At 65.9% G+C, this 23383-nt stretch carries 27 protein-coding genes and 1 tRNA gene; 17 read left to right on the top strand and 11 right to left on the bottom strand.

The window, feature by feature from the left end:
- Positions 1-127 precede the first annotated feature (127 nt).
- Genes VKF82_08470 through VKF82_08445 form a run of 6 tightly spaced genes read left to right on the top strand, consistent with a single transcriptional unit; the run spans position 128 to position 4444 of the window.
- On the top strand, positions 128-805 hold the full coding sequence (locus VKF82_08470; GenBank protein HME82094.1) for a segregation/condensation protein A: 678 nt from the start codon (positions 128-130) through the stop codon (positions 803-805).
- On the top strand, positions 789-1460 hold the full coding sequence (gene scpB, locus VKF82_08465; GenBank protein HME82093.1) for an SMC-Scp complex subunit ScpB: 672 nt from the start codon (positions 789-791) through the stop codon (positions 1458-1460). The genes VKF82_08470 and scpB overlap by 17 nt, the downstream gene beginning before the upstream one ends.
- Positions 1457-2251 carry a methyltransferase domain-containing protein gene (locus tag VKF82_08460; protein HME82092.1) on the top strand — a complete coding sequence of 265 codons (795 nt, stop codon included), beginning with the start codon at positions 1457-1459 and terminating at the stop codon, positions 2249-2251. Before scpB ends, VKF82_08460 begins: the two co-directional genes overlap by 4 nt.
- A complete protein-coding gene (locus VKF82_08455) occupies positions 2248-3108 on the top strand; it encodes a deoxyribonuclease IV (GenBank protein HME82091.1) in 861 nt (286 codons plus the stop codon). The genes VKF82_08460 and VKF82_08455 overlap by 4 nt, the downstream gene beginning before the upstream one ends.
- Before the next feature lie 47 nt (positions 3109-3155).
- Positions 3156-4103 (top strand): TIM44-like domain-containing protein, encoded by a 948-nt coding sequence (locus VKF82_08450; GenBank protein HME82090.1) that lies wholly within the window; start codon positions 3156-3158, stop codon positions 4101-4103.
- Entirely contained in the window at positions 4100-4444 is a 345-nt protein-coding gene (locus tag VKF82_08445; GenBank protein HME82089.1) for a PilZ domain-containing protein, read from the top strand. Before VKF82_08450 ends, VKF82_08445 begins: the two co-directional genes overlap by 4 nt.
- Here VKF82_08445 and VKF82_08440 read toward each other — a convergent pair.
- The gene (locus VKF82_08440) at positions 4433-6058 is read right to left on the bottom strand and encodes a retropepsin-like aspartic protease (protein HME82088.1); all 1626 of its coding nucleotides are present in this window, start codon (positions 6056-6058) and stop codon (positions 4433-4435) included. The two genes, VKF82_08445 and VKF82_08440, sit on opposite strands and share 12 nt — an antisense overlap.
- On the opposite strand from VKF82_08440, the gene VKF82_08435 reads away from it, so the two are divergent.
- Complete coding sequence (locus tag VKF82_08435; protein HME82087.1) at positions 6057-6656, top strand: GNAT family protein; 600 nt, start codon at positions 6057-6059, stop codon at positions 6654-6656. The genes VKF82_08440 and VKF82_08435 overlap by 2 nt on opposite strands.
- On the opposite strand, the gene VKF82_08430 is transcribed toward VKF82_08435, so the two are convergent.
- From VKF82_08430 to msrA (VKF82_08410), 5 genes are all read right to left on the bottom strand, one after another.
- A complete protein-coding gene (locus tag VKF82_08430) occupies positions 6633-7394 on the bottom strand; it encodes a hypothetical protein (protein HME82086.1) in 762 nt (253 codons plus the stop codon). The two genes, VKF82_08435 and VKF82_08430, sit on opposite strands and share 24 nt — an antisense overlap.
- A gap of 29 nt (positions 7395-7423) precedes the next feature.
- A tRNA-Sec gene (locus VKF82_08425) sits at positions 7424-7517 on the bottom strand.
- Between the two features lie 39 nt (positions 7518-7556).
- Positions 7557-8219: a peptide-methionine (S)-S-oxide reductase MsrA gene (gene msrA / locus VKF82_08420; GenBank protein ID HME82085.1), complete on the bottom strand. Its 663-nt coding sequence runs from the start codon at positions 8217-8219 to the stop codon at positions 7557-7559.
- A 65-nt stretch (positions 8220-8284) separates the two neighbouring features.
- Complete coding sequence (locus VKF82_08415; GenBank protein HME82084.1) at positions 8285-9229, bottom strand: glutathione S-transferase family protein; 945 nt, start codon at positions 9227-9229, stop codon at positions 8285-8287.
- 4 nt (positions 9230-9233) lie between these two features.
- Positions 9234-9719, bottom strand: a complete 486-nt coding sequence (gene msrA / locus VKF82_08410; GenBank protein ID HME82083.1) for a peptide-methionine (S)-S-oxide reductase MsrA — start codon at positions 9717-9719, stop codon at positions 9234-9236.
- A gap of 109 nt (positions 9720-9828) precedes the next feature.
- Between msrA (VKF82_08410) and VKF82_08405 the strand changes: the two genes are divergently transcribed.
- Entirely contained in the window at positions 9829-11079 is a 1251-nt protein-coding gene (locus VKF82_08405; GenBank protein HME82082.1) for an FAD-dependent oxidoreductase, read from the top strand.
- On the opposite strand, the gene selB is transcribed toward VKF82_08405, so the two are convergent.
- Genes selB through gyrA form a run of 4 tightly spaced genes read right to left on the bottom strand, consistent with a single transcriptional unit; the run spans position 11054 to position 17162 of the window.
- Positions 11054-12952: a selenocysteine-specific translation elongation factor gene (selB, locus tag VKF82_08400; GenBank protein ID HME82081.1), complete on the bottom strand. Its 1899-nt coding sequence runs from the start codon at positions 12950-12952 to the stop codon at positions 11054-11056. The genes VKF82_08405 and selB overlap by 26 nt on opposite strands.
- Entirely contained in the window at positions 12940-14295 is a 1356-nt protein-coding gene (selA, locus tag VKF82_08395; GenBank protein ID HME82080.1) for an L-seryl-tRNA(Sec) selenium transferase, read from the bottom strand. Before selA ends, selB begins: the two co-directional genes overlap by 13 nt.
- 13 nt (positions 14296-14308) lie before the next feature.
- The gene (trxA, locus tag VKF82_08390) at positions 14309-14641 is read right to left on the bottom strand and encodes a thioredoxin (GenBank protein HME82079.1); all 333 of its coding nucleotides are present in this window, start codon (positions 14639-14641) and stop codon (positions 14309-14311) included.
- Between the two features lie 52 nt (positions 14642-14693).
- Positions 14694-17162: a DNA gyrase subunit A gene (gyrA, locus tag VKF82_08385; protein ID HME82078.1), complete on the bottom strand. Its 2469-nt coding sequence runs from the start codon at positions 17160-17162 to the stop codon at positions 14694-14696.
- Positions 17163-17342: 180 nt separating this feature from the next.
- Here gyrA and tsaE point away from each other — a divergent pair, with 180 nt between their 5' ends.
- From tsaE to VKF82_08340, 9 genes are all read left to right on the top strand, one after another.
- Entirely contained in the window at positions 17343-17801 is a 459-nt protein-coding gene (gene tsaE / locus VKF82_08380; GenBank protein ID HME82077.1) for a tRNA (adenosine(37)-N6)-threonylcarbamoyltransferase complex ATPase subunit type 1 TsaE, read from the top strand.
- Positions 17798-18478, top strand: coding sequence for a tRNA (adenosine(37)-N6)-threonylcarbamoyltransferase complex dimerization subunit type 1 TsaB (gene tsaB, locus VKF82_08375; GenBank protein ID HME82076.1), 681 nt, complete (start codon positions 17798-17800; stop codon positions 18476-18478). The genes tsaE and tsaB overlap by 4 nt, the downstream gene beginning before the upstream one ends.
- Positions 18479-18514: 36 nt before the next feature.
- Positions 18515-19027: a ribosomal protein S18-alanine N-acetyltransferase gene (gene rimI / locus VKF82_08370; GenBank protein HME82075.1), complete on the top strand. Its 513-nt coding sequence runs from the start codon at positions 18515-18517 to the stop codon at positions 19025-19027.
- A gap of 74 nt (positions 19028-19101) precedes the next feature.
- Positions 19102-19650 (top strand): bis(5'-nucleosyl)-tetraphosphatase (symmetrical) YqeK, encoded by a 549-nt coding sequence (gene yqeK / locus VKF82_08365; GenBank protein ID HME82074.1) that lies wholly within the window; start codon positions 19102-19104, stop codon positions 19648-19650.
- Entirely contained in the window at positions 19634-20173 is a 540-nt protein-coding gene (gene rsfS, locus VKF82_08360; protein HME82073.1) for a ribosome silencing factor, read from the top strand. The genes yqeK and rsfS overlap by 17 nt, the downstream gene beginning before the upstream one ends.
- Complete coding sequence (locus tag VKF82_08355; protein HME82072.1) at positions 20170-20307, top strand: hypothetical protein; 138 nt, start codon at positions 20170-20172, stop codon at positions 20305-20307. The genes rsfS and VKF82_08355 overlap by 4 nt, the downstream gene beginning before the upstream one ends.
- A 17-nt stretch (positions 20308-20324) precedes the next feature.
- Positions 20325-20894: a TPM domain-containing protein gene (locus VKF82_08350; protein ID HME82071.1), complete on the top strand. Its 570-nt coding sequence runs from the start codon at positions 20325-20327 to the stop codon at positions 20892-20894.
- Between the two features lie 201 nt (positions 20895-21095).
- Positions 21096-21458: a cupredoxin family copper-binding protein gene (locus VKF82_08345; GenBank protein ID HME82070.1), complete on the top strand. Its 363-nt coding sequence runs from the start codon at positions 21096-21098 to the stop codon at positions 21456-21458.
- A complete protein-coding gene (locus VKF82_08340) occupies positions 21455-22381 on the top strand; it encodes a metallophosphoesterase (protein ID HME82069.1) in 927 nt (308 codons plus the stop codon). The genes VKF82_08345 and VKF82_08340 overlap by 4 nt, the downstream gene beginning before the upstream one ends.
- A gap of 11 nt (positions 22382-22392) precedes the next feature.
- Here the strand turns inward: VKF82_08340 and VKF82_08335 are convergent, their stop codons facing one another.
- Entirely contained in the window at positions 22393-23322 is a 930-nt protein-coding gene (locus VKF82_08335) for a hypothetical protein (GenBank protein HME82068.1), read from the bottom strand.
- Positions 23323-23383: the final 61 nt, after the last annotated feature.

Genomic DNA, 23383 nt, shown 5'->3' with positions numbered 1-23383 from the left:
GGGGGCTAACGCAATAACCGCAAGCGCGGCGACCGCGGCCGCGACGGCCGCTCAAGCGCACGACCGCACCAAGCTGCTGGTCAAACTCGACGTCTTCGACGGCCCCCTCGATCTGCTGCTCCACCTGGTGGTCGAGCAAGACCTCGATATCACCAACGTCAGCTTGGCCGCCGTCTGCGACCAGTACGTCGCGTATCTCTCCGTCATGGAGAGCCTGGACATCGACGTCGCCAGCGAGTATCTGGTGATCGCCGCGACCCTGCTGTTCATCAAGTCCAAGAAGCTGCTCCCGCCGCCGCCGCCGCCGTTCTCCGATGACCTCGAAGATGAGGCGGCGCTGGCCGAGGAGTCGCTGCGCCAGCGGCTGATCGCGTATGCGCACTTCAAGCGTTTGGGCGAGCAGCTCCGTATCCGCCTCGACGAGAATGCGGCGTATTATCCGGGCGCGCCCGCACGCGAAGACGGCCTCGTGCAGCACTACCGGCTCGAGGCGCCCAGCCTCGCGATCGCGCTGGCGCGCGCGTTCGCCAACGCGGAAGCGCGACCGGCGGTGGTCAAGCGCGAGACGTTTTCGATGGTCGTCAAGATGAACTACGTGTTGCGCCTCGTGCGCGACCGCGCGACCATCGCCTTCTCCGAGTTGATCGCGGGCTGCCGCAGGCTCGAAGTCGTGGTCACGTTCTTGGCGCTGCTCGAGCTCGTGCGCACGCGCAAGGTGATCTGCGCGCAGCCCACATTGTTCTCCGACATCGTCGTCACGCCCGCGCCCAAGGGAGCCACGGATCAACTTGGCAAGTCTGCGTAACCGCGTCGAGGCGATCTTGCTGGTCGCGGACAAGCCGGCCAGCGAGCGCGACATCTGCGAGGCGGCGAAGGCGCCGCCGGCGGAAGTCCGTGCGGCGCTGCGCGAGATCGCCGCGTCTTTCGAAGGGCGCGGTATCGTGCTGCGCGAGGTCGCGGGCGGTTGGCGCCTGTCGACCGATCCGCAGTGCCGTGAAGACGTCGAGCGTTTCTTGCTGCCGCCCAAGACATACATGTCGCAAGCCGCGCTCGAAACGCTTTCGATCGTCGCCTATCTCCAGCCGGTCACGCGCGCCGAAGTCGAAAGCCTGCGCGGCGTCAACGTCGACGGCGTGATGCAGACGCTCGAAGATCGCCGGCTCATCAAAGAGCTCGGCCGCAAGGACACCGTGGGCCGGCCGATCATCTACGGCACGACCGATCGCTTCCTCGAATCATTCGGGCTGCGCGCGCTTGCGGAGCTGCCGCCGCTGCCCGAAGGCGCGCCGCGGCGCGTGAACGGACAGGTCATCCCGCTGCCGCTGAGCGCCGCACGCGAAGAATCGCTGGGCCAGATCCACGAATCGGTCGAGGGCCACGAGGGCGATCAAGTGCCGCACTCCCAGTCCAAACTCGAGCACAGCGTCGCAGACGAACTCGCCCACGCGCTCGAAGAGTGAGACATCCCTCGGACTTCGACACGCTGGTCGAAGACTACGCGCGCTACCGCACCTCCTACTCAGACGAGCTGTTCGACGCGCTGGCCGCCTTCATCGGGCCGCCGAGCGCCAAGCGCATCCTCGATGCCGCCTGCGGCACCGGGCTCTCGGCGGTCGGCATGCTCAAGCGCGGGTTCGCCGTGACCGGCATCGACGTCGCGCAACGGATGTTGGAAGTGGCGCGCTCGAGTCTGCCGGCAGGAGCCGACGCAGCATTCTACGTCGGCCGCGCCGAGGCGCTGCCGTTCGCCGATAACGCGTTCGCCGGCATCATCTGCGCCCAGGCCTTCCACTGGTTCGACGAGGCCGCTGCGCTCGCGGAGTTCTCGCGCGTCCTGGTCAGCGGCGGTGCGCTCGCCATCTTCTGGAAGCACGCGCGTCCGGACGATCCCTACGCGCGCGCGGTGCGCACGCTGTTCACCGAATGGACCGGCCGCGCCGAAGCGCCGCTCGAGAGCAGTTTTCGCGACTCGCTCGCGGGCTTCTGGTCGCAGGTCGAACGCGGCGCGGAACAGCCTCCCGACGCGCTGTTCCGCGACGGCGAATTGCGCATGCTGCGGTTCGGTCTGCACTACACCGTCGATTCATACGTCGGCTATCATCGTTCGCGCGAGAACCTGCGCATCGCGCTCGGTGACCAGCGAGAGGCGTTCCTCGCCGCAGCGCGCGAGCGCATCATCGAGCTCGCGCCGCCGTCGCACGAATTCGAAGTCGAACAAGATCAGTTCTTGTACTGCGCGCGCAAGCCGTGAGATTCGGCGTCCACGTCGGCATCGGCGGCAACTTCCCGAAGAAGACGATCGAACAAGCGCTTGAAGCCGGCTGCCAGTGCATCCAGATCTTCGCCGGCAACCCGCGCGGTTGGCGGCGCACGCCCTACGACGCGCGCGCATGGCAAGAGTTCCGGGTGCTGCGCAAGGAGCACGACATCCAACCCGTGGTCATCCACAGCTCGTATTTGGTCAACCTGACGACCACGAACCGCGTCCTGCATAAGAACAGCACGACGCTTGTCGCCAACGACCTCGAGGTGGCGGCGCGCGGCGGCATCGAGTACGTCAACACGCATCTGGGAAGTTACGGCGCGCAGACGCGCACGAAGGGCCTCTCGCGCGTGAGCGCCACCATCGGCAAGCTCATCGCCGCCGCCAAACCCGGTCCGATGCTGCTGATGGAGAACTCGGCCGGCGCCGGCAACCTGTGCGGCGGCACGATGGAGGAGCTGGGCGCGATCCTCAAGGCGGTCGGCGACAAGCGGGTCGGCGTGTGTCTGGACACTGCGCACGCGTGGGCGTCGGGATACGATATCCACGACCGCAAGGGCGTCGACGCATTCATGGCGGCGGTGGACACGCACATCGGCTTCGCGCGCGTGCGCGCGCTGCATCTCAACGACACGAAGGTCGCGCTCGGCGCCAAGCGCGATCTGCACTGGCACGTCGCCCAAGGCCGGATCGGCGAAGCCGGCTTTCGCGCGCTCTTGCGCCGTCCCGAATTCTCGCACGTCGCGGTGATCTGCGAGACGCCCAAGACCCCGGAGGACGATCGCATGAACATAGCAACCGCCCGCCGCCTCGCGGGTGTCCGGCAGGGCAAAACCAAAGCGTAGACGCCGGGACGCGACCTTTTGGGCATATCAGAAGTAGAGGCTCCTGTATGAACGCTCTCAAGACGTCATCTCTTCCGGCTGCGGCGTCTGCGCTTGCTGGCGCGGCTCTGGTCTTGGCTGGGCCGCTGGAGGCATTTGCGCGCGCCGGCGGCGGCAGCCACTATGGCGGCGGCGGATATCACGGCGGCAGCAGCGGCGGCAATTACGGCGGCGGCGGCTTTGGCGGCGGGTTCAGCTTCTGGCCCCTGCTGTTCTTGGGCCACGGCACAGGCTTTTGGGTCATCATCGCGCTGGTCGTGATCTATTACCTATGGAATCGCGCGCAAACCAACGCGCAATCGCAGATGGGCGGCCAGGCCGCCACACAAACCCTGTTCCAACCCGCCGCCACGACGCAGTACATGGACCAACCTACCCGAACGGTGGATCCCCAAGTCATCGCGACCGGCGAGGCGGCCATCAAGGCGCGCGACCCCGGCTTCGACGAGCGCTCGTTCCTCGACCGCGCTCAGACCGCGTTCTTCAAGATCCAACAGGCGTGGATGGCGCGCAACCAAGACCTTGCGCGCGACGTCATGAGCGACGCGCTCTACGAGCGCCACAAGATGCAGACCGACCAGCTCATCGCCGCGCACCAGATCGACATGCTCGAGAACATCGTCATCGGGCACGCCAAAGTGGTCGATGTGACCGCAGCGACCCCGTACGACACGATCGTCGTCGCTTTCACGGCCAGCATGACCGATTATACGATCGACGAGAACACCAAGCAGCTCGTCGACGGGCAGCGCGTGCCGACCACGTTCACCGAATTCTGGTCGTTCATCCGCCGCGCCGACGCCAAGACCGCGGTCGGCCAGACCGGCCTTGCGTCGACCTGCCCATCGTGCGGTGCGCCGCTCAAGCTCGTCAACGGCGCGTGTTCGTACTGCAGCGCACCGGTGCGCACCTCGTCCTCGGAATGGGTCGTCGACCAGATCGAGCAGTCGTTTTGAGCGATGGCGACGCGGGCGAGCTGCACGTAGACCGGCGCCGTTACCCGCGCTTCAACATCAAGCTGCCCGTCGAGTTCACAGTCGTGGACGAGTCGCGGCGTTGCCGCGCGATGGTCGATAACATCAGCTTAGCCGGCGTGCTCTTGCTGACCGACGAAGCGCTCGCGCAGGGCACGCGCGTCGTCGTGCACTTGCCGGCGCGCGGCGGGGGCTGGCTCGACGTCAACGCGCAGATCGTGCGCACGTCGGTGGTCGGCGAGTTCGGCGTCGCATTCGTCTCGATGACCGAAGACGAGCTCGAACGCGTGACGGCTTTGGTGGAAGCGCGCTCAGCGCTCTAAGATGAAACGCCCGCCCGGATAATCCAAGAACACCGCGCCGAACTTCGATAGGACCGAGGCGCCCAGCAACCCGTCCGATGTGGCCGGGGTGAACGCGCCGCTCGGATTGAGCACGATCTCCGTGAAGACGCGGTCGACCGAGAACTTGCCCAGGTTGAGGCGCGTTATGTACGCGGTCTTGACGTGGATCGCGCCGCCCGCGCCGCTGGCCTGCATCAGATCGCCGAAGAAGCTAGCCGGATCCGGCGTGCTCGGCGGTTGGGGATTCTGAGGGGATTGCGGATAGGAGGACTCTTCCGAGGCGAGATCGCCCGGGCGCAGGAAATCGCGCGCGTGCGACTGCGCGAAATCCTGATATAGGGTGAGGCCCGAATCGCTGCCGGTGTCGACCGTGAAGGTCGTCGGGTCCTGCTCGCCAAGCGTGGCCGGCACGCGCGGTAAACGCGATGAAGCATCCAGCGCCAGCACCGCGCCGGTGCCGTTGTAGCTGAACGTACTCGGCTGGATGAGCCTGATGTGCGCGCGTCCATAGTCGATGCGCGCCACGACTTGGGCGAATACGTCGTACCCTAAGATGCCCGTGATGCCGAAGCCGCGCAGAGATGCCGGCAGCCCTAGCGGCACCGCTTCGAGCACGAACGGCGTGAAGCGCACTCCGCCCAGCTCGAGCACGTCGGCGCGTGCGACGGTGCCCCGCAGCACGGTCGCGCCGACGACCCGCACGCTGCCCGCGGTGGGCAGTTTGAGCACGCGCGCTTCGTCCTGGTCGATCAGCGACGCCGAGCTGCCTGAGTCGAGCAAGAAGTTGACCAGCGTGCCGTTGACCTTGGCGTGCACGACGATCAACGAGTGCGGCGACTCGAAGTCCAGTCCGACTTCGGTAGCCCCAGACGGGAACTGCGGCCTGCGCGGCGGCGGGGGTGCGAAGTCCGCAGCAGCCAGCGGCGGGAAGGTGACCGATCTGATCGTGGTCGCCACCTGTTCGTCTTGCTGCGTCTCGACGATTTTCGTCGGCACGACCAGCTGGTCGAAGGTCTGATATTGGACGTAGCGGATGGCGCGATCGCCGAGCTGGGCGCCGTTGACCAGCGCGGTCTGCGAATCGAGATAGACCACCGCATCGGCTGTGCCGAGCTTCGCGTGCAGCCGGATGACCGGGCGCCCGTCGATCGTGAGCGGGCCGTCGATCACCCAGGCGATGTCGGGGTCCAGCAGCACCGCGTTGAAGCCGAGCAGGCGCGCGAGCAGCGAACGCCGGCGCGTGATCGGGATGAACGTGACGTTGCCGTTAAGGTCTTGGACCCACTGGACGGCGAGGTCGTTGCCGTCGACGTGCTGCCCGAAGGGGAGCGTGAGGCTGGATTTCCAGCGCCCGTCGCCGTCGGCGCTCTCGCTGAACGGGGTGTCCGCGCCGTCTTGGGTGATCACGCCGCTCCACGAGGCGCTTTCCGACTGCATATGGCCGAGCGCGCGCCTGTGGCGCTCGAGGAGGGCGTCGAGTTGCGGGGAGCGGACGGCCGTCGGCGGCGGAGCCGGAGGCGACGCCGTCGGAGCCGGCGTCGCAACGGCCAGCATGGACGCTGCAAGGCCGCCGCCAATCCAGACGGCTATCATGCGCAAACGTTCGCCGCGCGAAGCGGCCCCGACCTGGCTCGTCGGCGATAAAGTGCGCCTGCGTCCGATCGAGCCCGCAGACGTGGACATGCTGCAGCGTTGGATCAACGCGGGTCCGGCGCGTGATTTCATATTGACGCGCATGCCGATGTCGCTCGAAGCCGAGCGCGACTGGGCCGCGAACGCAGCGGTCAACCCCAACACGCCCTGCTACGTGATCCAGACGCTCGACGGCATCGATATCGGCACGACCGCGCTGAAGATCGAAGGCGCGCGCGCCACGCTGGGCATCGCGATCCACGAAGAACGCTACTGGAACCGCGGCCTGGGCACCGACGCGGTGCGGACGCTAGTGGACGGAGCGTTCCGCGCGCGGCCGCTCGTGCGCATCGAGCTGACCGTGCTACCTGAAAATGCGCGGGCTATCCGCTGCTACGAGCGGGCCGGGTTCGCGCGCGAGGGCGTGATGCGGCGCTACATCTACCAGAACGGGTCCTATGCAGACGTCGTGCTCATGAGCGTGCTGCACGAGGAGTGGGCCGCTACCCGCCGAGCAGGCAAGCGGCCGCGCTCGTCAGGTGTGCGCCGGCGTCGCTGACGCACTGGCCGCCGGCGGGGCCGCCGACGGAGCGGCCGGTGTGGCCGGTGTCGCGGGCGCCGATGTGGGCACAGGCACGGCGGTCGGAGTTGCGTGCGTCGCGGGCGCGGACGTCGAGAGCGGCGCGACGGTCGGGATGGACACGGCCGGCGTCGGCGCAGGCGTCGAGCAGCTCGGGTAGGGCTCGATCTGCACGCTGATATTCCGCTTCGGATCAGCCGTCGGCACCGGCGCGGGTGTCGGCGTGGGCTGTCCAGGCACCGGATAGCAGGGCTGTATGGCCGAGTAGACGTGCAGCGTCAGACCTTTGCTCGTATCTGCCTTCGCTTGCTTGCCGAAGTACGTCGCCGCATACTGGTCGCGCAAGGTGAAATAGTAGAGCGCCGCTTTCTGCTGGCCGTCTGCGGTCCAGATCTTCGCGTATGCGCGGGCCATCAAGAACATCGAGCGCGGAAGCTGCGGATCCTTGGGATATTTCGACTGCCAATCGAGGAAGGCGTTCTCGGCGAACTGGACCTTTTGGATCACGCCGCCGAAATCCGTATGGTCGCCGGCCATGATCGTCGCGTCTTTTAGCGAGTTGTTGATGCCCAGATAGCTCAGCTTCATCTTGCCGAAATACTCGTCTGCGGGCGCAGACACCGCCGACGACGCCGACATGGTGGGCGCCGGGGTGAGCGCCACAACGGCAGCACCGGCGGCAAGAACGGCTCCGATCAGGGCGAGGAGATTTCGCATGCGGTCCCCCACGACGTGTTGGCTCGATCTGGCGGGAGAAGATAGGAATCGAACCTACCGGTCCCCTTGCGAAGACCATCTGGTTTTGAAGACCAGCAGGGGCACCAGCCCCATGCTTCTCCCAGCGTGGATGGCCATTATTATCGCCCGGGCGGAATTCCCCTAGGACTGGGTCTTGACCAGCGTCGGGAATTGCTGTTGCAGATGGACCAGTTTCGGCTTGTCGTTGAAGAGGATGTACGGATAGTACGGGTTCTTCGCCGCGAAGTGCTGATGGTACGCCTCCGCAGGATAAAAGGCGACGAGCGGCACGACCTGTGTGACGATCGGCGCACTGAAGACCTTCTGTTGCGTCAGCTGTGCGATGTACGCTTGCGCTTCGCGCTTCTGATCGTCGGTGGCATAGAAGATCGCGGAACGGTATTGCGTACCGTCATCCGGCCCTTGACGATTGAGCTGGGTCGGATCGTGCGCCACGAGAAAATACACCTCGAGGAGCTGCTGGAACGAGACCTGCGCCGGGTCGTACGTGACTTCCACCGACTCCGCGTGGCCCGTCGTGCCGGTGCTCACGATGTCGTAGTGCGCGGTCTCTTTGCTGCCGCCCGAATAGCCGGAGACAACGCCGGTCACGCCTTTGAGCGATTCGAAGACCCACTCCATTCCCCAGAAGCATCCGCCCGCGAGGACGACTTTCTGGGTCGCCGGGGCAGGCGCGGGGTGCGCCGGCGCGGCTGCTGCGCGCGCGGCGAGACCGCCAGAGGCAAAGCATGAGGCGGCGAGCGCGAGGGCGAGAACGGGTCGGATAAAGTCTTTGCGTAGCATGTCTCTTGATACGGGCCAGGCGCTGAAATGGATGCGCCCGAGCGGGCGCCAGCTCAACGCCGCGCCTACGCCAGCCGCTCCCGTCCGTGCGGGGCGTTGAGGTCTTGCGCCGGACCGATCGGCACGAGCCGGGTCGGGTTGATGTCGTCGTGCGTGATGTAATAGTGGCGCTTGATGTGGTCGAAGTTCACCGTGTCGGCGACGCCGTCGATCTGGTAGAGGTCGCGCAGGTACCCGAAAAGGTTCGGATACTGGGCGACGAGCCGCATGTTGCACTTGAAATGGACGTAGTAGACCGGGTCGAAGCGCACCAGCGTGACGAAAAGCCGCCAATCGGTCTCGAGCGGGCGCGGGCCGAAGAGGTACCGGCGTTTGGCGAGACGATCTTCGAGCGCATCGAGGGTTTCGAAGACGCTGCGCGCGGCTCGTTCGTACGGTCCTTGTGCGGTGGCGAACCCCGCGCGATAGACGCCGTCATTGAACGTCTCGTAGATCCAGACGTTGAGCGCGTCGATCTCGGCGCGGTGCTCCGCCGGATAGAGATCGAGATCGTGTTTCACAAAGGCCGAGAACTCGAGCTCGAACATGCGCATCATGTCGTCGTCGGAGTTGCAGACGATGCGCTTGGTCTTCGTGTCCCAAAGCACCGGCACCGTGAAGCGACCGCGATAGCCCGGATCGGTGGCGAAATACGCTTCGCTTAGGTACGCGAAGCCGTTGATGGGGTCTTTCGAATAGCCGGGGCCGTCGCGAAAGGCCCAACCGCGCTCATCGCGCACCGGATCGACGACCGTCATGCCGACGATATCTTCCAGACCGAGCAGCTTGCGCAGAATCACCATGCGAGAGGCCCACGGGCAGGCGAGCGAGACGTAGAGGTGATATCGGCCGGCTTCCGCCGGATAGCCCGAACGGCCGTCCGCGGTGACGCAGTCCCGGAACATGTCCTGTTGCCGTACGAAACTGCCGTCCTCCGCCTGCTCGTCTGGGAACTGCGGCGCGATCGTCATGCGATCAGATATGGCAGGTCGGGGCGATGCCGCGCTTTTCGAAGTAGCGCTGATGATAGTCCTCAGCCTCATAGAACTTCGATGCCGGCGCGATCTCGGTGACGATCGGCTTGCGGAAACGGCCTGACTTCTCAAGCTCTTCCTTGGAACGCTTGGCGGCGGCCTCTTGCTCGGGCGTGTAGAAGAAGATCGCCGAGCGGTACTGCCGCCCGAAATCAGGCCCCTGGCGGTTGAGCTGCGTCGGGTCGTGCATCTTCCAGAACGCGTCGAGCAGCTGCTCGTACGTCAAATGCCGCGGGTCGTACGTCACTTGCACGACTTCAGCGTGCCCGGTACGATCCGTGCACACGTCTTCGTAGGTCGGATTCTCCAGCGTGCCGCCGAGGTAGCCGACGCGCGCGTCGACGACGCCGGGGATCTGGCGAAAATTGGATTCGACGCCCCAGAAACATCCGGCGCCGAAGGTGGCTGTCTGCAGTCCGTCTGGCATGTCGTGTGGTCTCCTACTCCATCTATAGATACGTCGGGTACGGCGTTTTCGGATGCCGGACCTTGGGGGAAGGTCTACCCTGGGCCGCGCGCACAACAGGCTCGGCGTGATGTCCCAGACGGGCGCCCAGCAGATCGAGACGGCATGCTGCGTCGCCGGGGGCGGCCCCGCAGGCATGATGCTGGCGTTCTTGCTGGCGCGCGCGGGCGTGCGCGTGACCGTCCTAGAAAAACACGCCGATTTCTTCCGCGATTTCCGCGGCGACACGATCCATCCGTCGACCCTTGAGCTCATCTACGAGCTCGGCCTGCTGGATCAGTTCTTGGCGCTGCCGCACCAGGAAGTGCGCGAGATCGGAGCCTGGATAGGGCCGATGTATTCGCCGGTCGGCGATTTCACGCATCTGCCGACGCATTGCAAGTTCCTCATGTTCATGCCGCAGTGGGATTTCTTGGACTTCCTCGCGGCCCAAGCACGATCGTACGGCGTGTTCACGCTGCGCATGCAGGCCGAGGTCGACGATCTCATCATCGAAGATGGCCGGGTGGCCGGCGTGCGCGGCTCCGGCGCCGGCGGCGCGTTCGAGGTGCGCGCCGATCTCGTGATCGGCGCCGACGGCCGGCATTCGACCGTGCGCGCCAAAGCAGGCCTTACCGCGGATGACTTCGGCGCGCCGATGGACGTGGTGTGGTTCCGCGTCGCGCGCTCCCCCGGCGATCCGGGCCAGGTCCTCGGACGGATGGATCGCGGCAAAGTGATCATCATGATCGATCGCGGCGACTACTACCAGTGCGGTTTCTTGATACGCAAGGGAGCGTTCGAGGAGATCGTGGCGCGCGGAGTGGCGGCTTTTCGCGATGATGTCGTGAGCTTGGTGCCGTTCCTGCGCGAGCGGATGGTGGAAGTCCGCGACTGGAGCGGCGTGAGCCTGCTGACCGTGGCGGTCGACAGACTTCGCACCTGGTATCGGCCCGGTCTGCTGTGCATCGGCGATGCTGCGCATGCGATGTCGCCGATCGGCGGCGTCGGGATCAATCTAGCGATTCAAGACGCTGTCGCTGCCGCGAACGAGCTATGGCGGCCGTTGCTCGAGCGGCGTGTGCCCGCGCAACTGCTCGAGCAGGTCCAGCGCCGCCGCGAGTTCCCTACGCGCGTCACTCAGCGGGTACAAGTGCTCATCCAGAACAACGTCATCCGCCGAGTACTCGGAGTCGACCAGCCGATGTCACCGCCGTGGCCCATCCGCTTGTTGGGCCGCTGGCCTCTGCTGCGCCGGCTCCCGGCCGCGTTCGTCGGCATCGGGGTGCGGCCCGAGCACATCCGGACACCCGACGTCAACCGCCCGCCTTCACCGGCGTGACTTTGCGCAGGCGTCGGATGTCGCCATCACGGATGGTGAGCCCGACGCCGTCGAAGTACTCCATCAGCGGCAACGCGTAGCGGCGCGAAGTGCCGAAAGCATCGCGCACCTGCGCCATGGTGGCGCCCGCGCCATCCTTCAATACGTCTGCGAGCAGCGCGCGAGCGCGTTGGATCTGCGCGCGCCGGTAGACGTCGTCGCCGATGCGCACCAGCGCACCGGTTGCGAGCAGCGTCTCGATCGCTTCGGGCAGACCATCGATCCGCGCAGCGCGCGAGCGGTCCATCAATGAATCGAAGGAGGTGGGGACGAGCGGGTTGGCGGCATCCTCGCGCAGTTCGCGCAGGAAGAAGTCGCGCTGCTCTCCAGTCAACGTGACTGACGCATCCGGCAGATGCCAGAACCGTCCGGTCAACGCAAGCCGGCCGTCGTCATGCCACGCCGCCAACAGCCGGGCCGCGAGCGGTTCGGGTATGGCAAGATCGTGCGCGATGTCAGAGGCGCTGGCGCCCAGCACCCACGACGCTCGGCGACGGCGTTCCTCGAGCAAACGCGCGGCGCGCTCAAATGCGCGATCGCTTGCTGCTCGGCTGACATACGCGCTCGGTTTGGAGAGCGCGACGACGCTGCCTGCGGCGACGAGCTCGTCGATCTCATCCTGGGCTTTGGCGAGCACCACGTTGAGGGCCGCGGCGATGTGCGCGCTATCGAGAGGCGCGAGGCCGGCCGCTTCGATCGCGCCAAGCGCGCGGCTCGGTCCGGCTGCGCCGTCACCATCTCGCACCTCGTGTCTATCGTCCGGCGTACGTGCGCCGGGCGATCGCGCCACCGCGCCACCCAACAGATCTTTCGGGCTCATCCGGCGCACGATGAGGCGGCTGCCTGGATAGAACACCGTCGGGCGCGTGAGCACGAGACGGGCGGCGACCGGCGTCGTGTCGGTCGGCGCCGATCCCTCGAAGATGAGGACGCCGGGAATCTCATCGGAACCGATGTGCGCGCGCACCGGCGTGCGCCGTTTGAGCAGGCGGATGGCTTGCGGCAGCGGCGTGAATTCGACGTGCAGCTCGGACGACGGCACGAACTCACGCGGAGCGACGAGCGCTTCGCCGCGACGTATGGCGTGGACTTCGACGCCCGGCAGGTTGACCGCGACGCGCGCGCCGCCGCTCGCCGACTCGACCTTGCGTCCGAAGGTCTGGATGCTGCGCGCCCGCACCTCGAGCCCGCTGGGTTGCAGCATCAACATGTCGCCGGCCTTGATCGTGCCTTGCATCAGCGTACCGGTGACGATCGTGCCGTGACCCGGCAGCGCGAAGACGCGGTCGACCGGCAGATACGCAGGCGCGTCCGGACCGCGAGAGGGCAATGTGGCCAACGCCTGGCCTATCAATGTCTTGAGCTGTTCGATGCCTTCGCCGGTCAGGCTGGAGACCGCCACGACGGGCGCGTCCTGTGCGACCGTACCCGCGACCGCTTCGCGCGAGAGCGCTTCGGCTATCGCGAGACTTTCGGCATCGACGAGGTCGCGCTTGGTCAAGACGATGATCGCACGCCGGACGTTGAGGAAATCGAGGATGCGCAGGTGGTCGAAGGTCTGCGGCCGAGGCCCTTCCGCGGCGTCGATGACCAGCAACAGCAGTTCCATCCCTGCCGCGCCGGCCAGCATGTTGTGCAAGAAACGCTCGTGGCCGGGCACGTCGATGATGCCGGCCTCCGCGCCGTCGGGCAGGTGCAGCGGAGCAAAGCCGAGGTCGAGCGTCATGCCGCGCTCGCGTTCCTCGATGAGCCGGTCCGGATCGTGGCCGGTCAGCGCGATGACGAGCGAGCTCTTGCCGTGATCGACGTGTCCGGCAGTGCCTACGATGTGCATGTGAAGGCGCTCGCCAGCGCGGCGGCTAGCACCTCGAGCTCGGACTCCCGTACCGTTCGCAAGTCGACGACGAAGCGGTCGTTTTCGACGCGGCCCACGACGGGCGGCCGAGCCGCGCGCAGGCGCGCGGCATATGCGTCAGGTCCGTCGCCGCTGCGCACGCTGACCCCGGCCGACGGGATCTCGACGTCAGGCAGCGTGCCGCCGCCGGTGGTCGCGCAGGTGCGTACGCTTTCGATCCGAGCGGCCGGTGTACGCGTGGTGACCGCCGAGCACAAACGCTGCGCGCGCTCGAGCAACGTATCCTGCGCGAGCGCGAGCATCGCGAACAATGGAATATCCGTGAGACGCCCGTCCACATACGCCGCGAGCGTGGCGCCCAATGCGGCCAGCGTCATCTTGTCGACGCGCAACGCGCGCAGCAGGGGATTGCGCTTGAGTGTCGCGATGAGGTCCGCGCGCCCGGCGATGATGCCGCACTGCGGCCCGCCCAGCAGCTTGTCGCCCGAAACGCTGACCAGGTCGAGCCCCGCTGCGATCGTCTGCGCGAGCGTGGGCTCGGCCGGCAGACCGAACTGCGACAGATCGACCAACGCGCCGGAGCCGAGATCTTCGAACGAGATGACGTCGAGCTCGCGCGCGAGCGCGGCCAACGCCGGCGCCGGCACGCTGGCGGTGAAGCCTGTGACGCGATAATTGCTCGGATGTGAGCGCATGAACAGCGCGGTGTTTGAAGTCCAGGCGTCGCGATAGTCGCGCGCGTAGGTCTTGTTGGTCGTGCCGACCTCGACCAAGGTCGCGCCGCTCTTGGCGAGCACCTCGGGCAGACGGAACCCGCCCCCGATCTCGATCAGCTCGCCGCGGCTGACGACGACGTTGCGGCCGCGTGCGAACGTGTCGAGTACGAGCAGCACCGCGGCGGCGCAGTTGTTGACGACCAGCGTCGCCTGCGCGCCCGAGACCTCGCGCAGCAATGACGACACGCGATCGTGACGGCTGCCGCGTTCGCCCGTGGTGACATCATACTCGAGATTGGTATAGCCCGCGCCAAGTGCGCTGACCGCTGCGAGCGCGCCGGCCGCTAAGGGCGCACGGCCGAAATTGGTGTGCAGAAGCACGCCCGTGCCGTTGATGACGCCGATGAGACCTTCGGCTTGTGCGGCCGCCAGCCGCGCGAGCACGCCGGCCCGCAACGCATCAAACGCAGGGACATCGGTACCCTCGCGCGCCTGGTCGAGCACCGCTTGGACGTGTTCGCGCACGGCGCCGCGTCCGAGGAGCGGCGCGTACGTCGCGATCGCAGGGTCGGTGGTAAGACGATGGACGGCCGGGATCTCTCGCATCGTCCGCGCGCGGTTAAGCCGCGGCTAGGTGTTTTTCGACCATCGCGGAGAGATGTTTCTCCGGCACGTAGCCGACGATGCGGTCGACCGGCGCTCCGCCCTTGAACAGGATGAGGCATGGGATGCCGGACACATCGTACTGCGCGGCGAGGTTCGGATTGTCATCGGTGTCGAGCTTGACGACTTTGAGGCGGCCCTTGTACTGGTCGGCGACCTTGTCGACGATCGGCGCGATCATCTTGCACGGTCCGCACCAGTCCGCCCAGAAATCTACGAGGACCGGTTCGGACGACTTGAGGACTTCGGCATCGAAATTGCCTTGGTTGACGGCTTGTGCGGAACTCAACGTGGTTTCTCCTTACTCAGCGCGTTTCGAAAAACGCGCCACTGTCTTAATGTTAGAGACGTTCCATCTCCTCCGTGCGCTGGCCTATGTTGGCCGCGCCGGTCACGACGTCTCCCTCATCGAGCTTCATGACGCGCACGCCTTGCGCGGCACGCCCGGTCTCGCGGATCTGGAACACCTTGGTCCGGATGACCACACCTTTTGACGATATGAGCATGATCTCATCGTCGGGCTTGACGAGCAGCTGCTCGACGATGTCGCCGTTCTTGGCGGTCTTGGCAAACGCTTTGATGCCCTTGCCGCCGCGATTGGTCTTTCGATACAGATCGATCTTGGTGCGCTTGCCGTAGCCTTTGGTCGTGATGACCAGCACCTCGCGGCGATCTTTGGAGACCACGTCCATGGCCCGCACGAGATCGCGCGATCCCAAACGCACTGCGCGCACGCCGCGGCTGGCGCGACCCATCGGACGTACTTTGCTTTCGTCGAAGCGGATCGCAAAGCCGGCGGTCGTCGCGAGCAGCATCTCCGCTTTGCCGTTGGTGAGCGCGACCGAGAGCAGCTCGTCGCCCGGCATGAGATTGATGGCGATGAGTCCGCTGCGCCGCACGTTGCCGAATTCGGACAAGTGCGTCTTCTTGATGAAGCCCTTCTTGGTGACCATCACCAAGAATTCTTCGGTCTTGAGCTGGCGCACCGGCATGACGGCGGTGATGATCTCGCCCGGCGGCAGCGTCAGCAGATTGACGAGCGCCGTACCGCGTGCCTGGCGCGACGCGTCGGGGATCTCGTGCGCGCGCAACCGGTACACGCGCCCGCGGTTGGAGAAGAAGAGCACGTGCTGGTGGGTCGTCGCCGAGAACAAGAATCTGACGACGTCTTCCTTCTTCAACGCCAGTCCGGAGATGCCGCGGCCGCCGCGGTTTTGCGCGCGGAACACATCGACGTTCTGGCGTTTGATGTAGCCGCCAGCGGTCGCGGTGAGGACGACCGGCTGATCGGGGATGAGGTCCTCGATCGCGAATTCACCTTCGGCTTCGACGATCTGCGTGCGCCGTTTGTCGGCGAAGCGCTTTTTGAGCGCGTTGATCTCTTCTTTGACCACGCCATAGATGCGGCGCTGGCTGCGCAGCAGCTCTTCAAGGCCCGCGATCGTCTTGAGCAGCTGGACGTACTCGTCTTCGATCTTCTGACGTTCGAGTGCGACCAGGCGCTGCAGGCGCAGGTCGAGGATCGCGTTGGCCTGGATCTCGGTCAGCTCGAACTTCTTCATCAGGCCGGTGCGCGCTTCATCGGTGGTCTGCGACGCGCGGATGAGCTTGATGACCGCGTCGAGATGCTCGAGCGCGATGCGGTAACCTTCTAAGATGTGCGCGCGCTCTTTGGCCTTGCGCAGATCGTACTGCGCGCGGCGCGTGATGACGACCTTGCGGTGCTCGACGTATTCGACGACCATCTCGCGCAGCGTCAGCGTGCGCGGCTGGCCGTCCACGAGCGCCACATTGTTCACGCCGAAACTCGTCTGCAGCGGCGTGTGCTTGTAGAGCTGGTTGAGCACGAGCTGGGCCGAGGCGTCGCGCTTGAGCTCGATGACGATGCGCATGCCTTTGCGGTCGCTCTCGTCGCGCAGGTCGGCGATGCCGGCGGTCTTCTTGAGCGTCACCATCTCGGCGATCGACTCGAGCAGGCGCGACTTGTTGACCTGATACGGGATCTCGTTGACGATGATCGCTTGGCGGCCGCCGCGCAGCTCTTCGAATTCGTGTTTGGAGCGCAGAACGATCGAACCGCGGCCGGTCAGATAGCTCTGACGGATGCCTTCGCGCCCCAAGATGAGCGCGCCGGTCGGGAAGTCCGGGCCGGTGACGATCTTGAGCAGCGCTTCGTCGTCAAGCTCGCGGTCCTCGATGATCGCGATCGCAGCATCGCAGATCTCGCCCAAGTTGTGCGGCGGGATGTTGGTCGCCATGCCGACGGCGATGCCCGACGATCCGTTGACCAGCAGATTGGGCAGGCGCGCGGGCAGCAGCGACGGCTCGCGCGACGACGAGTCGTAGTTCGGGACGAAGTCGACCGTCTCGCGATCGATGTCGGCGAGCATCTCCAGCGCGAGCGGCGCGAGGCGCGACTCGGTGTAGCGCATGGCGGCCGGCGGGTCGCCGTCGATCGAACCGAAATTGCCGTGGCCGTTGATCAATGGATAGCGCAGGCTGAAATCTTGCGCCATGCGCACCAGCGCGTCGTACACGGAGACGTCGCCGTGCGGGTGATAGTTCTTGAGCACCTCGCCCACCGTGCCGGCGGATTTACGGTGCGGCTTATCGGGGTTGAGCCCGAGCTGCGACATGGCGTATAAGATGCGCCGGTGGACCGGTTTGAGGCCATCGCGGACGTCGGGCAGCGCGCGCGCCACGATCACGCTCATGGCGTAATCGAGATACGAGCTGCGCATCTCGTCCTCGATATTGACCGTCAGGACGCGATCCGAGGGCGTGGTGTGCCGGTATTCTTCGAAGCTCATGTCGGCGCGCGGTTTCCTACCGCCGCCGTCTTTGGAGCGGGCGTCGTCGTCAGCTGGACACAAGGATAGAGTGCGCCTTTTCTGTAGTAGCGCGTGGTTTCGACGCGCAAAGGATCAACACGACAGGGTTCGATTTGGGCCCCAAACCCTCCCGCAGGGCGCGCTGGATGGTCGGTGAAGATGAGCCTTGCTTTGGGACATCTGACACTATCACTATCCGACGCCGCCGCGACAAGAGCGCTCGGAGCTCGCCTTGCGGCCTCGAGCACGCCCGGCACGCTTGTCTTGCTGCGAGGCCCGCTTGGCGCCGGCAAGACCACATTGGTGGAGGGCGTCGTTGAGGCGCTGGGCGCCGGTCGTGCTGCCAGCCCCACGTTCGTGATCGCCCATTACTATGCCGGCGGAACCATGCCGGTCTCGCATCTCGATCTGTACCGGCTTGAAGATCCGCGCGACGTCGAAGATCTGGAGCTGTCGCAGTACGTGCCGGCGGACGGCATCACGCTGGTCGAGTGGCCCGAGCGCGCGCCCGCTGCGTGGCCTGCCGATCGCATCGAGGTCGAGTTGCAGATCGACGGCGAGGCCCGCGTGGCGCACATCGAAGGATTCGGCGTGCACGCGGACGCGGTGTCGGTATGATCGTCCTCGGCATCACGACCTCCGGGCCGGTCGAGGCGGCGATCGTCGGCGATGAGCGCTCGTCCGCGATCGCCGGTGCAGGTCAGGCGCTTTCATCGCTGCTCGATTGCATCACCGCCGCGCTCGGCGAGGCGGAGACCGCGCTTGCAGACGTCGGCGCAATCGCGGTGTGCGCCGGCCCGGGATCGTTCACCGGTTTGCGCATCGGCGTCGCGTTCGCGAAGGGGCTCGCGCAGGCGCGGGATCTGCCATGCATCGGCGTGTCTGCGTACGACGTGGCGGAGGCCGGCAGCCGGGCGCTCTATCCGCGTGCGGCGATCGTGACCGGCAAGAAGGGCTACTACTATGCTCGGCTGCGCGCCGGCGAAGAGGCTGAAACGATTTTCGCGCGCGGCGACGCGCCCGCGATTTCGCAGGCGGTCGAAGCGCTCGCGCGCGAGAGCGGCCGGCCGGTCATGCTCCACGGCGAGTGCGACGCGGTCTCGTCGCGGCGCGATGCCGTCACCGCGGGCAGCTTCGCATCGCGCGGCCCAGGCGACCGAGCGCGGGCGGTCGCGCGCCTCGGTGCGGCACGCCTGCGCGACGGCGCCGATGCCGACTGGCGGCGCATCGCCATCGACTACGGCCAGCGTCCCAACGCCGTCATCAACTGGGAAGCGACCCGGGCGCGCCCTTAAGAATGGAGGGGTGTACGCGGGCGCGAACCTGACCCCATGAAATCGCTATCCCGGACCCTCGACATCACGGCGATGCGGGTCGAGGACGTCGGCGAGGTCCTGCGCGTGGAAGCGCAGTGCTTCTCCACGACGTGGCCGCGGAACGCGTTTCAGAACGAATTGACCGAGAACAAGCTCGCGCACTACTTCGTCGGCCGCTTCGAGGACGCCATCGTGTCCTACGGCGGCCTCTGGGTCATCCTCGAAGACGCGCACATCACGACCGTCGCCGTGGATCCGGCGTTCCAAGGACGCGGCTACGGCGAGCGCATGCTCGTATGGCTGCTCGACGAAGCGATCGATCGCGGCGCGTCGTGGGTCACGCTCGAGGTGCGCGAATCGAATCTGACCGCGCAGAAGCTCTACAAGAAGTACGGTTTCACCGTCGTGAACACGCGCCGCGGCTATTATTCGGATAACGACGAGAACGCGCTCGTCATGTGGGCGGGCAATCTCAAAGGCACGATCTATCGGAACCGGCTGGCCACGCTGAAAGAGAGCTTGCGCTGACGGCCCACCTGGAACCGCGTGCCACGACGCAGACCGCCGGAGCCGGTATCCGCTTCATCCGTCTATGCGCGATCGTGCGCTCGCGGCTGGCCGGTGCACGCTACAAACACGTGCTCGGCGTCGCGCGTATGGGCGAGAAGCTCGCGCGCCGCCACGGACTGTCCATGCAAGCGGCTCGCACCGCCGGCATGCTGCACGATCTTGCGCGTGAATGGACCGCAGACGATCTGCTCGCATACGCGCGCGAACACCGAATCGCCATCAGCGAAATCGAGGCCGCCGCTCCGGTGCTGCTGCACGCTGCGGTCGGCGCCGATATCGCTCGTCGCGAGTTCGGCGTGATGGACGAGGACGTGCTCGCCGCCATCGCGACACACACCGTCGCCGTGCCCGGCATGTCGCCGTTGCAGAAGGTCGTCTTCTTGGCCGATTCGTTCGAGCCGTCGCGCACCTTCGCCGGCCGCGCCTCGCTCGAAGCTGCCGCCATGCGCTCGCTCGACGAGGGCATGCTTGCGTGCGTGAAAGCATCCATGGAATATCTGCTCGCGCGCGGAGTCCCGATCGCGCCGCAAACGCTGGAGGTTTATAACGACTTGGTACGACTACATGGCCAAACGAGTTAAGCGCGGCAAGCCCGGCCGAGCCAAGCCGGGTCGAACCAAAGCCGGGCGCCCGCGCACGGCGATCGGCGCCAAGCACAAACCCGTCGCGCGCGCGGCGGTACCCGCTGCATTGCTCGCGCCGCAGCGCAACGGCATCGCGAGCACGCGCGCGACCATCGGCTTGCTTGACGATGCCGATGTGCTCGTGCTGGCGCGCCTGTGCCGCGACGCCGCGCAGGGCAAGAAGGCCGAGGATGTCGTCATGCTCGATATCCGCAAGCTTGCCAACTTCGCCGATTATTTCGTGCTCGCGACCGGCCGCTCGCTCATCCAGGCCCGCGCGGTCGCCGACGCGGTCGTCGAAGCGTGCGAGGACCGCTTCGGTTCGCCGATCCGCACCGAAGGCTACGCCGATGGCGGTTGGATCCTCGTCGACTACGGACCGGTCATCGTGCACGTGTTCTTGCCGCAGACGCGCGAGTTCTACAATCTGGAACGGTTGTGGGGCAAGCCGGCTTCGGCGGCGAAGCGAGCCGCCTCATGATATTCGGCAAGTTCAAGAAGAGCACGCGTGAGAAGATCTACCGCGGGTTCACGCTCGTGTTCTTGGTCGCGTTCGTGCTGTCGGTCGTCGCAGCGGCCGCCGTGATGATCTTCCAACCGGTCACAACGCGCTGATCCCCGTGCTCACGTGCATGCGCGTCTTTGGCGCCGTGCTGGCGCTCGCCGCGGCGGCGAGTCACGTCGACGACGGCGCGCACATGCTAAGTCAAACTGCGATCGTGCGCATCGACTCGATCGACGACGCGCTCGCGGCAAGAACCGGCAAGAGCGTCGCGGTCGTGACGGTCAGGTCTCATGGTGGCGTGCTTGCGATCGAGACGGTGCTACGGGAGGCACACCTGCGCGCGCCCAAAGGCGCGCTTGTCTATATCGTGCAGGACGGCGATCAAGCTATCCTGTTCGATCCGCAGACCGCTGGGCTCGTGCCGCCCGCGCTCCCAGGGGCCGTACGGCGCTCCTTGCGATCCGCGATCAAGTCGGGGGATGTCGACGGCGGCGTCATCGAGGCCGTCAGCACGATCGCCGACGTCATCGAAGGCGGTCCGTCAGGCGGCCACGGCCCCGCACCTGCGCAAGTGGCGGCCGCGCAGCGGCGCTTCGACGCGGATGGGGCCGACGTGAGCTGGATCTGGTGGATCCTCGGGTTCATCGTCGTCATCGTGCTCTTGCGCATCGTCTTTGCTCGTCGAGGTGCCGCCTGATGGACTCATTTGCGATCATCGCCATTTCGCTCATCGCTTTCATCGTGATCGCGTACGCGATCGCGCTCGTATTCGTACCGCTTCCGCCGGACTCCGAGCCTGGCGAGGACGCTTAACCTCTCCTCTTGATGTGAACCGCCGGGGCGCCGGCGGCATACATCACATGGCGGCCACCTTTAGCCGGTCGTCATGGAGATGTTCATGCGCAGAAATACATTCATCGTGGTCGCGCTCGGAGCGCTGATCGCCGGAGTCGGGCTCGCCTGCAACTCAGCCCTGGCAGACGGCGCGAGCACCACCGCCGCCGCCGATACGCATGTCGTGATCGACGGCTACGCGTTCAAAGCGCCGAAGGTGACGATCGTCGCGGGCACCGCCGTCGTGTGGAAAAATCAAGACGACGATCCGCACACGGTCACCGCGGACGATGGATCGTTCGATTCCAAAGGACTTGGGCAAGGCGATACGTTCCGCTACGTGTTCGTCAAGCCCGGCACGTACCCGTATCACTGCTCGGCGCATCCGTACATGAAGGGCGTCGTCATCGTGGAGACGTCCAAATGAGCGAGCCGACGATCGATCGCAGCAAATTCCTCGAGTGCATGGCCTGGTGCGGCACGGGCGTGGTCTACGGGTTGACCGCGGCTGGGCTGGTGGGCAAACCGTTCGGCGCCGTGGACGTCGCAGCCGCCGCGGACATCCCGGGCTCGACGGCGACCTTCGTGCAGATCAGCGACACGCACATCGGTTTTCACGGCGAGGCCAACGGCGATGTGATCGGCACATTCCAAGCGGCGATCGACAAGATCAATGCACTGCCGCGCCGGCCGGACTTCGTCATGCACACCGGCGATTTGAGCCACTTGTCCAAGCCCGAGGAGTTCGACACGGTCAAGCAGATGCTCGGAACGATCAGGACCGGCTCGTTCTTCAGCGTGCCGGGCGAGCACGACGTCATCAACGACAAAGGCAAGATGTACTTCTCGATGTTCCAAGCCGGGTCGCCGACGCCATGGTACTCGTTCGACATGGCCGGCGTGCACGCGCTGGCGCTGACCAACGTCATCGACATCACGGCCGGCGGCTTTCTCGGACGCGATCAGCTCGAGTGGGCTAGAGCCGATCTAGCCGCGCAGAAGCCGTCAACTCCGATCGTGGTCTTCGCGCACATCCCGCTTGCCGCGGTCTATCCTGACTGGGGCTGGACGACGGACGACTACGCGGAGCTGCTCGCGCATCTGCAGCGCTTCGAGTCGGTCACCGTGCTCAACGGCCACATCCATCAGGTCTTCCAGAAGAACGATGGCAAGGTGCAGTTCTACACCGCCGCGTCGACCGCGTTCCCCCAGCCCACGCCCGGCAGCCGGCCCAAACCTGGACCGCTGACGGTGCCTGCCGGTCAGCTCGCGAGCTACCTCGGGATCCGCGACGTGACGGTGCACCAGATCGACGGTTCGATCGCGGTCGCCGACGCTTCGCTCGTGTAGTTCGGCGGACGCTAACGCCCGAAGGCGGTGCCGGTCGGCTGGATCAGACCTGATCTGATGACCAGAGACGGCGTGCTGGCCGGGCTCAGGGGCGCGGCGAACACGCCCACACCCGCGTTCGCGCCAGAGTTCGCTCCGCCGTTCGAGCCATACGGCACGTAGAAGTTGCCGAACGAGTCGATCGTCTCACCGCCGGCCTCGGCCGCGGCGGCGCCATTGATCGTGGGCGCCGCGATGTAGAACGCCGGCGTCGAGCCGGTGGCAAACGGCGGATTGAAAACCGCAAGCTCGCCGTCGACAAGACCGACGACGAGCTGTCCAGCGTTGTCGAGCTTGACGCCGAACGGCGGTGACTTGGTGATCGCGATGATCGCGGCCGGCGCGTTGACGCCGCCGGTGAACGGCGGGTGGAACACGTCGATCGCGCTGCCGGTGAAGTTGGACACGTACAGGCTGCCGGCGGCGTCAAAGGTGAGATACGTGGGATCGAATGGCTGCGTGGCCGTGAACGTCGTCGTCGGGATCGCCGAGCCGAGCGGCCGCGCGAAATAGAAGATCTGTTTCGAAAAGGCGTCCGCGACGTACAGGCCGCCCGCTGAGTCGAATGCCAGTCCGATGACGTTGAGCGCGCCGGCGATCGGCCCGATGGTCAGCGACGGCGTGCTCGTGCTCGAGACCGGCGGCACGAACATCTCCACCGACGATGGCGCCGTGACATAGAAATCGCCGTTGGCATCGAGCGCCACGTCGCCTCCGCCGCCCGTGATCGTCTGCTTTGCGGACGGCATCGATGCGGCGGAGAACGGCGTCGCGTACACGGCGAAACCGTCGAAGAAATCCGCCACGTACAGGTTCGACGGTGCCTGCGGCAGCGGGCTCGTCGAGTTTTGGCTGCAGCCGACGAGCAGCGCGAGCGCGATGATCGGTATGAAGCGACGCACCAGCATATGGACCCTGTGCGTCGCGGCGCACGCCGATTCCTAGGGGCGGCAAGCGGCCTTT

This window comes from Candidatus Eremiobacteraceae bacterium, from assembly GCA_035314825.1.
GTDB lineage: Bacteria > Vulcanimicrobiota > Vulcanimicrobiia > Eremiobacterales > Eremiobacteraceae > JAFAHD01.
This window is presented reverse-complemented; position numbering and strand designations above follow the sequence as displayed.